This window comes from Microbulbifer sp. MCCC 1A16149 (assembly GCF_050368945.1).
GTDB lineage: Bacteria > Pseudomonadota > Gammaproteobacteria > Pseudomonadales > Cellvibrionaceae > Microbulbifer.
The window spans coordinates 2,342,076-2,355,166 of record NZ_CP185959.1; the positions used below are offsets into that span (position 1 = coordinate 2,342,076).

Below are 13,091 nucleotides of genomic sequence, written 5' to 3' on the forward strand. Positions count from 1 at the left end.
CCCCTGGAGAGGGACGTATTGGTCAAATTCGGAGCTTGCGGCAAACACTAGCGTTTGTGGTGGCGCCCCCTGGCAGCAACCCGTGGGCTGCTCGGTACCGCGCTGAGCGCAGGCTTTTTATCGCCATGCCAATTGAGCTTGATGGCGCGCATCCGCGCCACTTCTTTGCGCGCGACTATGATGTAAAAGCCACCCCAGGGCAAGTGCCAGCGGGTGCCCATACGCTCCATCCAGGCCGTTTTGGCCAGCAAATCCGCGTGCTGCAATGGCAAGCGGAAAAATCCGCGCTCAACCGGCCCCGCCTGCATGTCCAACAGGTTCATCCAGTCGGCGACACGGGCAGCGCGCAACTGATTTCCCTTCTGGTAAGGAGAGGAAGAGAGAAAAATCCGAGAAAACCCCAGCAGGGAAAACGGATTGAAACCGATCAGAACCATGTGTCCGCCGGGAATCAGTACCCGTGCCGCTTCCCTTAGGACCTGGTGCGGCTGCGGGGAAAAATCCAGCATATGGTGCAGAACCGCCACATCAATGGATTCTGAGGGCAATGGCAATTGCTCGAACTCTACCAGGGCAGCTCCACCCCGCTCGGCACAAGGGCTTAGCTGGAAGCGGTGATTTATCCGGCTGCATGCCGCGAAATCCACCTGCCGGGCCACACTGGCCTGCATCAGGTGATAGCCAAACAGCCCTTCCACCAACGGCTGAGCCAGTGCCAGCTGCTGGGTAAGAATTTCCTGCCCCAGACTGCTTTCAAACCAATCACCCAACTCTCCACAGGTCTGCGCCAGCGGAAGCATCTGTTCCGTCCTGCGATTAAACAGGGATCTGCGCCCCGGTTCCCTACCCATCTGCAGCTCCTAAGCCCATGAAATACCCCTCGCGTGCCGGAATACCCCGACCCTCACGGCACGGATACCCGCTTTGATCTGACCTGCCGCGATCGGCGGGTCAACCGGCCCGGCGCCCTGTGTTAAGGTTGCCCGATCAATACTCGGTTTGAACACACTAGGTTAGCGGGGAGAGCCAATGATCACAATCCGCCCAATACCGGCATTCAACGACAACTATATCTGGCATCTGCGGAAAGGTGATGAACATTGGGTCGTGGATCCGGGCGACGCCACTCCGGTAAAAAAGGCGCTGAACGGAGCGAGTCTCAGTGGCATCCTGCTCACTCACCATCACCTCGACCACACCGGCGGCGTAGTGTCTCTTGTAGAAGAGTTTGACTGTCCAGTCTTGGGCCCAGGGAGTATCGCCGGTGTCACAACCCCCCTGGCGGATGGAGACCGGTTTACGCTGCTGCAGCGGGACTGGGAGGTTTTCGCCGTCCCGGGCCACACGCTGGACCATATCGCCCTGGTACTCCACGGCTCCGACGGCATTCACCTGTTCTGTGGAGACACCCTGTTTGCGGCAGGCTGCGGGCGATTGTTTGAGGGCACTCCCGCGCAAATGCACGAGTCCCTGACCAAGCTCGCTTCGCTTCCCAAGGACACCAAGGTCTATTGCGCCCACGAGTACACCTTGGCAAACCTGCAGTTTGCCCGTGCCGCGGAGCCTGGCAATGAAGATATCACCGTGCGCGAGGAATTGGACAGTGCCACCCGCGACCGCAACCAGCCCACCCTACCGAGTACCATCGGCCTGGAACTCGCCACCAACCCATTCCTTCGGACTGGATCGCAGGAGATCCGCATGCAGGCCGCGGCGCATGGCGCTACCCCCGACGCATCTGCTGTTGAAATATTCGCCACTTTACGCCACTGGAAGGACACTTTTTGAGCAATCTGCATTGACCGGAACCAATCACCCTCTTTAGAATCAGACAATTACAAATCAAAGCTCAAGCGTATTACTAGATAATTGAGGCGTCAGCGCCGACATGCACAGAGCGGACAAATAACAAGAGACTGCGGACACCAGAATGGTTTATAAGAAATTTGCTGTCGCGATACTGGCTGCGGCAGTAGGGGCCTGTGCACAAATTGACTCGGTGCCACAAACCGCGACTGCGGTACAGACGCCCGATACCGATGTCGACGTCACTGAGGCGAACGCCGTCAGCCAGAACATCCTGGCAGTATCCGAGCCCGCCCTGCCCCCCAAGGACATCTGGCAGCGGCTGCGCCGGGGGTTCACCCTGGATCGGGAACTCGAGCAGCCGAAAGTCAAAGATTACGTCAGCTATTTTTCCTCGAACCAGGGCTATATGGCCCGGGTCACCGAGCGCTCCCGTCGCTACATCTTCCATGTAGCGGAACAGCTGGAGCAGGCCAATGTCCCGATGGAATTCGCCCTTCTGCCCATCGTGGAAAGCGCCTACGATCCATTCGCCTACTCTCACGCCCAGGCCTCCGGCATGTGGCAGTTTATCCCGGCTACCGGCCGCTCCTTCGGGTTAAACCAGAACTGGTGGTACGACGGCCGTCGAGACGTGGTGGAGTCCACCCGCGCGGCCTCTGAATATTTCAACTACCTGTCTGCCAAGTTTGATGGTGACTGGCTGCTGGTGCTCGCCGCATACAATGCCGGAGAAGGCACCGTAAGACGTGCCATCGAGCGCAACCAACGGGCTGGCAAAGGCACCAGCTTCTGGGACCTCAAACTGCCCAGGGAGACACGTCGCTATGTGCCCCAGCTACTAGCGCTGGCAGAAGTAGTCGCGCGCCCCGACCACTACCGCGTTCCCCTGCACGATGTGGGCAACACACCCTATTACACAGCGGTCAATGTGGGCAGCCAGATAGACCTCGCTCAGGCGGCAGAGCTCGCTGGAGTGGAGATTGAAGAACTGTATCTGCTCAACCCGGGCTACAATCGCTGGGCTACCGACCCCAATGGTAGCCACCGCCTGCTGATTCCCAGCAACAAGAGCGCCAGGTTTGTCGAGGAACTGGAGAAACTGCCAGCAGATCAACGGGTGAGCTGGCAACGCTACAAAATCGCCAAGGGGGATTCCCTTTCTGTTATTGCCCGTCGCTATGAAACCACCGTGGCGGCCATCCAGCAGACCAACAAATTGCGCGGCAGCCGTATTCGCGCCGGGCAGACCCTACTGATTCCCAGCGCATCCGGCCCCAGTGCCCAGTACGCCTATTCAATTGACCAGCGGGTGCAGAAGCGCCAGTCATCGGGCAAGGGCAACAAATCCAATTACACCGTGCGCCCCGGAGACACCCTGTGGGGCATTGCACGCTCCCTCGACGTGAAAGTGCGCGAACTGGCAAGCTGGAACAATATGGCTCCAGGTGACACCCTGCGCCCCGGACGTCAGCTGGTGGCCTACTCATCTACGGGCAACAGCGACAGCAGCAACCGTACCACCCGCAAAGTATCCTACCGTGTGCGCAGCGGGGATTCCCTGTACCGCATCGCGCGCAAATTCCGCATCGATATCGGCGATATCGTGCGCTGGAACAAAATCAGCAAAGGCAGCTACTTACAGCCGGGCCAGCGCCTGACCCTGTTTGTAGACAGCGCTTCCAACGGCTAATCGCAAAGCGAACACGAAAGCCAGCTGTTAATCCCGGGCAACACCCGGGCACAAAAAAACCGGCGCATGCGCCGGTTTTTTTGTGCCTGTAGTCGGGCGAATATTTATTCAGCCGCAGACAACTCGATATCCGCCTGACTTGCGAGGAATTGCTGCACCGCAGCCAGCTCGGAAGTACCCTGCATGGAAGCGAGCTGCTGCATCAGTGCTTCGCGCTGCTCCTTGCTCTGACGGGACAGATCACCCTCTCGAACCGCACGCAGTTGCACCAGCACCACATCCCCGGAGGCCAACTTGAAGTCTTCAAGGTTTTTAGCACCCGGGCGCGGTGCGTCCATGCTAAACGCATGCTCAACCACTTCACCGCGCACACCAAAACCGCCACGACGGGTCTTGTCGCTGGTTTCAAGTGTGAGTTCTTCTGCCTTAGCGACATCCTCGAGAGATTCACCAGAACCCACTTGCTGCTCGATAGCGGAAGCTTTGCTCACAAGTTGCTCAGCCGCTTTATCACGCTTCAGGCGCTGGACAATGTCTTCCTGCACCTCTTCCAGCGGCTTCACGCCAGCAGGCTTGTGCTCGGTGACCTTGAGTACCACGGCGTGGTTTTCGGACAGGTTGAGCACATCTGATGAGTTGCCATCTTCCATAACTTCAGGTGCAAATGCCGCAGCAACTACCTTAGCATCAGCAGTGATACCAGCGCCGCCCCGACGGGAAAACAGCGGGGACTTCTGAACAGAAACACCAAGCTCTTCGGCCGGGCCAGCCAGGGTTTCCGCATTGTATGCCAGGTCGCCAAGACGACTGATCGCACCCACAAACTCACGTTCCGCTTCCGCATTGCGCAGGCGTGCGGCGATTGCGGACTTGCGCTCTTCGAAAGCTGGCGGCTCGGCATCGGCCACTTCAAGCAGTTTGATAAAGTGGACGCCCGCATCGGTTTTCACCGGGCCGGAAACCTGACCGACTTCCAGATTGGCCAGCGCATCCTCAAACGCCTCGGGGAACACGTCACCACTGGTAAAGCCAACATCACCACCTTCTTCGCTGGTAATGATGTCATCGGAGTACTCTTTAGCCAGCGCTTCAAACTCCGCGCCCTCATCCAGCTTGGCCTGCACCTCAGCTACTTTTGCCTGCGCAGCCTCATCTTCACCTTCAACAAGGATATGCGCGGCATGGCGGCGAATGTTGGCCTGGAAGTTCTTCACCTCCTGATCGTACTGTGCACGTACATCCTCATCGGACACATCGATATTCGCAGCAAACTGTTCAGGCGTAAGCTCGATGTACTCGATGGCTACCTGCTCGGGACGCTGGAAACTTTGCTGGTTTTCATCGTAAAACGACTGCACTTCGCTATCACTGACCTGGATACCTTCCAGTAGCGGTGTAGCGGAAAGCGTCAAATAGTCAAAGTCGCGCTCTTCCATGGATACGGATACGACTTCTTCCGCTTCTGCGCGGGTCGCAAAGGCGCTGCCGGAAACGCTATTGACGTACTGCTGCATGACCATTTCCTGCTCAAGCAGCTGACGGAAGCCCGCGGGGCTGTACCCCATACGGCGCAAGCCATCGCGGAACATCTGCTGGTCGAACTGGCCGTTGATCTGGAAACCGGGCATTTGCACGATTTCTCTGTCGACAACGGCGGAGCTCATCACCATTCCGCGCTTTTGTGCAGCCTGACGCATCACCGAGCTGTTCACCAATTGCTGCAGTACGGGGCCACGTAACTGCTCATCGGTCAACAGATCTGCCGGTACGTTCTCGCCATACTGGCTTTCGATCATGCTACGGCGATTCTGGATCGCCCGCTGCAGATCGAGGTTGGAGATTTTTTCTCCATTGACTTCGGCTACTCTATCCGCCGAACCGCCACTGGCCCCGGTGAAGAAATCGATCCCACCGATGACCATGATAAATCCGAAAAACGCCGCAACGATAATCGCAGCCGTTCCTTTCAGGTTGTCGCGCATGGACTGAAGCATATTCAGCTCCGAAATTTAACTCTTAACAATACAAATCTGGATCACTGTTTATTGTTATTGCAGTACCGCACTGGTTCTCACCTGACGACTACTGAATACGGCCTAAATCCGCTGATCCAAATAAAAATTCAAACATTCAGAAACAAAAAAGGCGCATCTATCTGATACGCCTCCTTGAAGCATTGTCGGTTACAAGGCTTCTTAATTCACCGCGTCTTTCAAAGCCTTACCAGCTTTGAAATTAGGGATTTTAGCCGCAGCGATTTCGATCGGGTCGCCGGTACGCGGGTTGCGACCAGTGCGCGCAGCGCGCTCTTTGACAGCAAAGGTGCCAAAGCCAACCAGAGCTACCTGATCACCCTGTTTCAGTGCATCGGTAATGCTGTCTACCATCGCGTCCAAAGCACGGCCAGCGGCTGCCTTAGGAATGTCGGCAGATGCGGCAATGGCTTCAATCAGTTCGGACTTATTCACGCTATATCCCTCTGTTCTTTATCTAGGTTTCTAGGTGTGTATGTTTGGTCTGATGCAGCCTCTTTTGAAGAGGTACATTCATGTATTTTTTGCAGTAAAAAAATTTGATCGCGTGCGGCCCCCCGCAGCGCAACAAGCCCCGTTTTATACCAACTGCCTGTTGGTGGGTCAAGGAACCATGCGGCTTTGCGGGGAGTTGAACGTTTTTAAATCACAGTTGATCAGGCAACGTCCGCCGAGATCATTTTTTAACCTGCGGATAAGCAGGCTGCGTACTCTACGCGACTTTAAGCGCTCTGTTCAACGCTTTTTTTGCTTACACAAAGTGCCCCACCAACAGGTAACCGCGTCAACGGCGTAACCGCCGAACAACACGCTCAAAAAGGCACCAGGTGCTCAATGATGAAAATGGGAGCCCGAAAGGAAAAGAGAGGGCTCGAACTAAGCCCTCTCCTCCATACACCCAAGTTGTCCCGATTCGATCAGTGGGTCTGGATTGACCGCTGCGAACGCTCTTCCGCCTGCTTCTGCAATGCCGAATACTCTTCATCACTCAGCGGACTGGGCGTTTTTTCCAGCGCATATTCAAATACCTGATCAATCCATTTGACCGGTTTGATCACCAGATCCTGCTGGATATTGTCGGGAATATCCTTGAGATCGCGCTCGTTATCCGCGGGAATCAGCACAGTTTTGATACCGCCGCGGTGGGCAGCCAACAGCTTCTCTTTGAGGCCGCCGATGCGCAATACTTCACCGCGCAGGGTAATTTCGCCGGTCATCGCCACATCCGAGCGCACCGGGATATTGGTCAACACAGAAGCGAGAACCGTGCACATGGCAATACCCGCTGACGGGCCGTCTTTCGGGGTCGCGCCCTCCGGAACATGGATATGGATATCCCGGGTCTCATGGAAATCCGGTGCGATACCGAGTGCCTGGGCCCGCGCGCGAACCACTGTCAGCGCAGCCTGAATCGACTCCTGCATCACATCGCCGAGAGAACCGGTTTTGATCACACGCCCTTTACCGGAGACTGCAGAGGACTCAATGGTAAGCAATTCGCCGCCCACTTCTGTCCAGGCCAAGCCGGTAACCTGACCGATCTTGTTTTCCTCTTCGGCGCGACCGAAATCAAATTTACGCACGCCCAGTAATTCACCCAGCTGTTCAGGCTCAACGACTACCTTGCTGGTTGTGGACTTGCGTACATGCTCGGTAACGATCTTGCGGCAAATTTTCGCCATTTCACGATCAAGCCCACGCACACCGGCTTCGCGCGTGTAATAACGCACCACATCGCGCACGGTTTGATCGGTAAGCTCCAACTCTTCGGGCTTCAGGCCAGCAGCCTTACGCTGTTTGGGAATCAGATAGCGCTGGGCAATATTTAGCTTCTCATCCTCGGTATAACCGGGGATACGGATGACCTCCATACGGTCCAACAGTGGGCCCGGAATATTCATGGAATTGGAGGTACATACAAACATCACATCGGACAGGTCGTAGTCCACTTCCAGGTAGTGATCGTTGAACGACTTGTTCTGCTCGGGATCGAGCACTTCCAGCAACGCAGATGCCGGATCACCGCGATGATCCATACCCATCTTGTCGACTTCGTCGAGCAGGAACAGTGGATTTTTAACGCCCACCTTGGAAATTTTCTGCACCAGCTTGCCCGGCAGAGAGCCGATATAGGTTCTGCGATGGCCGCGGATTTCCGCTTCATCGCGCACGCCGCCGAGCGCCATACGCACGTATTTGCGGTTGGTAGCGCGAGCGATGGACTCACCCAGGGAGGTTTTACCTACACCGGGAGGTCCTACCAAGCAGAGAATCGGCCCCTTCACTTTTTTAACGCGCTTCTGCACCGCCAGGTATTCGAGGATGCGCTCTTTCACCTCTTCCAGACCGTAGTGGTCTTTGTTGAGAATCTCCTCGGCCTTGATCAGGTCGTGGCGAACACGACTGGCTTTCTTCCAGGGAACACTCAGCATCCAGTCGATGTAGCTGCGCAGAACCGATGCCTCGGCAGACATTGGCGACATCATTTTCAGCTTGCCCAGTTCGGCGCGGGTTTTCTTTTCCGCTTCCGCAGACATGCCGGAGTCGGCAATTTTCTGCTCCAGCTCTTCGATTTCGTTGGGCTCTTCGGTGATTTCGCCCAACTCTTTCTGAATCGCCTTCATCTGTTCGTTGAGGTAGTACTCGCGCTGGCTTTTTTCCATCTGCTTTTTCACGCGGCCGCGAATACGCTTCTCCACCTGAATCAGGTCGATCTCGGAATCCATTAGCCCAAGCAAATGCTCCAGGCGCTCCTTAACACTGACAGTTTCCAGCAGCTCCTGCTTTTGTGGCAGATCCAGCGACATATGGGCGGCGATAGTATCGGCCAGGCGTCCTGGCTCATCGATACCCGACAACGAAGTCATCACTTCGTTGGGCACTTTCTTGCTGACGCTGACGTACTGTTCAAACTGGGACATGGCAGAGCGCACCAGGGCCTCGGATTCTGCCTCTGGTAATTCCTCAGACTCCAGCGGGGAAACCGTGGCACGGTAGTGTCCGTCGCCTTCCTGGATCTCTTCCACCTTTACCCGGTGTCCGCCCTCTACCAGCACCTTTACCGTGCCGTCGGGAAGCTTCAAAAGCTGCAACACACTTGCAACAGTACCTACGCGGTATACATCGTCGGCCCCAGGGTCATCTTCCGAAGCCTGACGCTGGGCTACCAGCAGCACTTGTTTATCGCTGCGCATGGCCTCTTCGAGCGCATCGATGGACTTTTCCCGGCCCACAAACAATGGAATGACCATATGGGGGTATACCACCACGTCTCGCAGTGGCAGCAAGGGGTATTCGTTCAAGGTCTCGGATGGCTGGTCCATATAACTCCTCTCGGCCTTCAGGTGGTCTGAACCACCAGGTTGGCGTCTTATTCGTCACGGAAGATCCGGATTCCGGTTCCCGGTTTGCGCCAGTTCAGAGTCTAAGTTGGGGGCGTGCTACAGAATAACAAGCCCACCTCGACCCGCGCAGCAAAATTAGTTTAATTCAGCTCGCTCGATCATAGTCATGGAACATGCAAATTCCGGTACACCAGCAAGCAGTAGCACCGAAATCTAAAGTGTGTGACGGTGCGGACAGGAAGCAAACCAATGGAGCACGAGTCGATCGCCCAATAAATGAACTATTCAGCGCGCACAAAAAAGCCCCGGAACGGGGCTTTCGGAAAGAACCCAGCAGCCACACTGGCGGCCACTGGATCTACAGTCAGAGCAGGAAGCTCACTCCTCGGGAGCGGCCTTCTGTGGTTGTTCGGCCTGCTCGTATACGAGCAACGGCGCTGATTCACCCTTGATTACCGCTTCATCGATGACCACTTTCGCGACATTATCCATGGAGGGAATGTCGTACATGGTTTCGAGCAGCACAGACTCCATGATGGAACGCAGACCACGAGCACCGGTTTTACGCTCCATGGCTTTGGTTGCGACAGCATCCAGCGCATCAGCGCGGAAATCCAGCTCCACATCTTCCATTTCAAACAGCTTTGCATACTGCTTGGTCAAAGCGTTGCGCGGTTCAGTCAGAATCTGTACCAGCGCGGCGCGATCCAACTCTTCCAGAGTGGCGGTTACCGGCAAGCGCCCCACAAACTCAGGAATCAGGCCGTAACGCACCAGATCTTCTGGCTCGAGATCCAGAAGAACTTCACCAAAATTGCTCTTGGCGTCTTTGGACTTCACTTCCGCCGAGAAACCGATGCCACCCTTCTCTGAGCGATCGCGAATAACCTTGTCTAGGCCGGCAAAGGCACCGCCACAGATAAACAGGATATTGGATGTATCCACCTGCAGGAACTCCTGCTGCGGATGCTTGCGCCCCCCTTGAGGAGGAACAGACGCTACAGTGCCTTCAATCAGTTTCAACAGAGCCTGCTGCACACCTTCCCCGGACACGTCGCGGGTAATGGAGGGGTTGTCAGATTTGCGGGAAATCTTGTCGATTTCGTCAATGTACACAATCCCCTGCTGGGCCTTGTCCACATCGTAATCGCACTTCTGCAGCAGCTTCTGAATGATGTTTTCTACGTCTTCACCCACATAACCGGCTTCGGTCAGAGTGGTCGCATCAGCGATGGTAAAGGGCACATTCAACAGGCGGGCGAGGGTTTCCGCGAGCAGGGTTTTACCACTACCGGTAGGACCTACCAGCAGGATGTTGGATTTACCCAGCTCGACGTCGTCCTTGCCTTTCACACCTTTGCTGGTGCGCAGACGCTTGTAATGGTTGTAGACCGCAACCGCCAGGACCTTTTTGGCGCGAGCCTGGCCGATGACGTACTGGTCAAGAATTTCGGTAATTTCCTGCGGGGTCGGCAGGCGGGAATCGTCACCATCGACGGATTCCTGAACTTCTTCGCGAATAATATCTGTACAGAGCTCAACACACTCGTCACAAATGTAAACAGATGGACCCGCGATCAGTTTGCGTACTTCCTGCTGGCTTTTGCCACAGAAGGAACAGTAAAGGAGTTTGCCGTTATCGTCTCCGCTGTTCTGATCAGTCATCTATGTACTCCGTGGTCTGGCAGCCAGCCGAAATGCGGCGGCAAATAGGGTTCATAAGCAAGATGCGGCCTTTTGGCAGGTTTTTCAAGCTTTTTTATCCGTCCGTTCAGAAGCCGGGAAATGCCCCAAAAGGAGAAGTTGGCGCACATGGCCCCGTCTAAAGAACAGGGCCCCGGCTTCTGCAGGATTTTTAGGCAATTGATGCCCCGTTATGGGTATTCAGGCGTCACTTACCCAGGGCCTGACGACGGGCGAGAACATCGTCAACCAGACCGTACTCTTTGGCTTCATCCGCACTGAGGAAGCGATCGCGATCGGTATCGCGCTCGATATCCGCAACGCTGCGACCGGTGTGATGGGCCATCAGCTCGTTGAGACGCGCGCGAATCTTCAGGATCTCCTGCGCGTGGATATGAATATCCGAAGCCTGCCCCTGAGCACCACCGCTCGGCTGATGGATCATGACCCGGGAATTTGGCGTAGCGTAGCGCTTGCCCTCGGCACCGGCGGTCAGCAGGAAGGCACCCATGCTGCACGCCTGCCCGATGCACATGGTGCTCACGTCCGGCTTGATAAACTGCATGGTGTCGTAGATCGACATCCCCGCAGTGACAGAGCCGCCCGGTGAATTAATGTACAAATGAATATCTTTGTCTGGGTTTTCCGCTTCAAGAAACAGCAACTGAGCGACAACCAGGTTGGCCATATGGTCTTCCACCGGGCCCACCAGAAAGATCACCCGCTCTTTCAATAGACGGGAGTAGATATCGAAAGAACGCTCCCCTCTCGCGGTCTGTTCAACCACCATGGGAACCAGGCCACCAGTGGCGAGAATGTCGTTGGCGTTCGCAGAATTATCAATATATGCCATGGATACGATGCTTCCTTCTTCGGCGTATTAGGCGACTACAGAACAGGCGTGCTCAAAAAAGGCACAATCCTGAAATATACGGTCAATCTGAGCTTAACTGCTCAACAGCGATAAAGCCAGTTGGGCAAAGCGGGATTGCGAGGGAATAGAACGAGAAAAGATTTTCTTGAGGCGGGCAACTCGGCCGGGCTGATTAATTGAGAGATTTTTTACAGCCCAATACTTTCAACTGAATAAAAAACGGCCACCGTGTGGTGGCCGCTTTCTTACAATCAAGCCTGCTTTTGCGGCTTGATTACGTCGTCGTAAGTGCTTTCAACTTCGCTGACCTTGGCCTTGTCCAGCACGAAGTCTACAACCTGGTCTTCCAGCACTACAGACTCGACGCCAGCCAGCAGCTCGCGGTTGTTGAAGTAGTACTCGACCACTTCTTCCGGCTGCTGGTAAGTAGAGGCAAGCTCTTCAACTTTCGCTTTTACACGATCGCCATCGACAGAGAGCTTGTTCTCTTTGACGATTTCACCGACCACGAGACCCAGCACGACGCGACGCTTGGCTTGGTCTTCAAACATGGTGTCGGGCAGCATTCTGGCAGCGTCTTCCGGCTTAATCTGACCACCGAACTGCTGAATCATCTGGCCGCGCAGGGTCTGAACTTCGCCCTGAACCAGTGCCGCAGGAATTTCAACCTCGTGCTTTTCGAACAGCTGGTCCATGACCTGGGTCTTGACCTTGTTCAGCGCCGCGTTCTTCAGCTCGCGCTGCATGTTGCCGCGCACTTCTTCGCGGAACTTCTCTTCGCCGCCCTCTTCTACGCCGTAAGCAGCGAAGAATTCGTCGTTCAGCTCAGGCAGTTCAGGCTTCTCGGAACCGGTCACCTTGATGGTGAATACCGCTTCGGCACCAGCCAGGTTTTCCGCCTGGTAATCTTCCGGGAAAGTTACTTCTACTTCCTTCTCTTCACCGGGCTTCATGCCGATGATGCCGTCTTCAAAACCGGGGATCATGCTGCCAGAACCCAAAACCAGCTGCTGGCCTTCGGCCTTGCCACCTTCGAATTCTTCACCGTCTTTGCGGCCAACGAAATCGATGGTAACGCGGTCACCCTTCTGGGCCTTACGCTTGGTTTCTTTCCAGCCGGACTGCTGCTTGCGCAGAACGTCGATCATGTTTTCAACGTCGGCGTCGGTCACTTCCGCTTTCGGACGCTCAACTTCAACTTCAGCCAGATCAGTCAGGGTCACTTCCGGGTAAACTTCAAAAGTGGCCACGTACTCCAGGTTTTCACCCGGGGTAACATTTTTAGCTTCGATGCTGGGCTGACCAGCGGGCTTAACCTGTTCCTTCTGAACCGCGTCGTAGAAAGAGCGGCTCATCACTTCACCCAGGACTTCCTGGCGCACACCGGCACCAAAACGCTGACGCACAACTTTCATGGGCACCTTGCCCTTACGGAAGCCATTGATGCGCACGGTCTTGGCTGCCTGCTGAAGGCGCTTGTCCACTTCCTTATCTACGACCTCTGCCGGCAAATTGACCGTAAGGCGACGTTCCAGACCGGAAGTTGTTTCGATGGAAACCTGCATGATAATCCTCGTGAGACTCTTCTCTTCACAGATGCCGGGCTACGGGGAAGCCCCGGCACCAGCGACTAGCGTTGCGCCGACAATCATTCGCCG

The 13,091-nt window shown here is 55.5% G+C and carries 9 protein-coding genes; 2 read left to right on the plus strand and 7 right to left on the minus strand.

Translation table 11 applies throughout. The features are described from left to right. Positions 1 to 47: 47 nt before the first annotated feature. Entirely contained in the window at positions 48 to 851 is an 804-nt protein-coding gene (locus tag ACONT6_RS09940) for a class I SAM-dependent methyltransferase (protein ID WP_428818384.1), read from the minus strand. Between the two features lie 178 nt (positions 852 to 1,029). Here ACONT6_RS09940 and gloB point away from each other — a divergent pair, with 178 nt between their 5' ends. Then, positions 1,030 to 1,788: a hydroxyacylglutathione hydrolase gene (gene gloB / locus ACONT6_RS09945; protein ID WP_428818385.1), complete on the plus strand. Its 759-nt coding sequence runs from the start codon at positions 1,030 to 1,032 to the stop codon at positions 1,786 to 1,788. A 142-nt stretch (positions 1,789 to 1,930) separates the two neighbouring features. Beyond that, positions 1,931 to 3,499: a LysM peptidoglycan-binding domain-containing protein gene (locus ACONT6_RS09950; protein ID WP_428818386.1), complete on the plus strand. Its 1,569-nt coding sequence runs from the start codon at positions 1,931 to 1,933 to the stop codon at positions 3,497 to 3,499. A 104-nt stretch (positions 3,500 to 3,603) separates the two neighbouring features. Here ACONT6_RS09950 and ACONT6_RS09955 read toward each other — a convergent pair whose 3' ends face one another. From ACONT6_RS09955 to tig, 6 genes are all read right to left on the minus strand, one after another. Further along, the gene (locus ACONT6_RS09955) at positions 3,604 to 5,493 is read right to left on the minus strand and encodes a SurA N-terminal domain-containing protein (protein ID WP_428818387.1); all 1,890 of its coding nucleotides are present in this window, start codon (positions 5,491 to 5,493) and stop codon (positions 3,604 to 3,606) included. A 201-nt stretch (positions 5,494 to 5,694) separates the two neighbouring features. After that, positions 5,695 to 5,967: an HU family DNA-binding protein gene (locus tag ACONT6_RS09960; protein WP_078083765.1), complete on the minus strand. Its 273-nt coding sequence runs from the start codon at positions 5,965 to 5,967 to the stop codon at positions 5,695 to 5,697. A gap of 482 nt (positions 5,968 to 6,449) precedes the next feature. Continuing rightward, the gene (gene lon / locus ACONT6_RS09965) at positions 6,450 to 8,855 is read right to left on the minus strand and encodes an endopeptidase La (protein WP_181252896.1); all 2,406 of its coding nucleotides are present in this window, start codon (positions 8,853 to 8,855) and stop codon (positions 6,450 to 6,452) included. A 399-nt stretch (positions 8,856 to 9,254) separates the two neighbouring features. After that, a complete protein-coding gene (clpX, locus tag ACONT6_RS09970) occupies positions 9,255 to 10,541 on the minus strand; it encodes an ATP-dependent Clp protease ATP-binding subunit ClpX (RefSeq protein ID WP_428818388.1) in 1,287 nt (428 codons plus the stop codon). Between the two features lie 226 nt (positions 10,542 to 10,767). Next, positions 10,768 to 11,412, minus strand: coding sequence for an ATP-dependent Clp endopeptidase proteolytic subunit ClpP (clpP, locus tag ACONT6_RS09975; RefSeq protein WP_078083768.1), 645 nt, complete (start codon positions 11,410 to 11,412; stop codon positions 10,768 to 10,770). Between the two features lie 272 nt (positions 11,413 to 11,684). Then, entirely contained in the window at positions 11,685 to 12,998 is a 1,314-nt protein-coding gene (gene tig, locus ACONT6_RS09980; RefSeq protein WP_428818389.1) for a trigger factor, read from the minus strand. Positions 12,999 to 13,091 lie beyond the last annotated feature (93 nt).

Excerpts from the sequence above, each read along its gene's own strand:
- ACONT6_RS09940 (WP_428818384.1), bottom strand. The coding sequence starts at position 851 with ATGGGTAGGGAACCGGGGCGCAGATCCCTGTTTAATCGCAGGACGGAA.
- gloB (WP_428818385.1), top strand. The coding sequence starts at position 1,030 with ATGATCACAATCCGCCCAATACCGGCATTCAACGACAACTATATCTGG.
- ACONT6_RS09950 (WP_428818386.1), top strand. The coding sequence starts at position 1,931 with ATGGTTTATAAGAAATTTGCTGTCGCGATACTGGCTGCGGCAGTAGGG.
- ACONT6_RS09955 (WP_428818387.1), bottom strand. The coding sequence starts at position 5,493 with ATGCTTCAGTCCATGCGCGACAACCTGAAAGGAACGGCTGCGATTATC.
- lon (WP_181252896.1), bottom strand. The coding sequence starts at position 8,855 with ATGGACCAGCCATCCGAGACCTTGAACGAATACCCCTTGCTGCCACTG.
- clpX (WP_428818388.1), bottom strand. The coding sequence starts at position 10,541 with ATGACTGATCAGAACAGCGGAGACGATAACGGCAAACTCCTTTACTGT.
- clpP (WP_078083768.1), bottom strand. The coding sequence starts at position 11,412 with ATGGCATATATTGATAATTCTGCGAACGCCAACGACATTCTCGCCACT.
- tig (WP_428818389.1), bottom strand. The coding sequence starts at position 12,998 with ATGCAGGTTTCCATCGAAACAACTTCCGGTCTGGAACGTCGCCTTACG.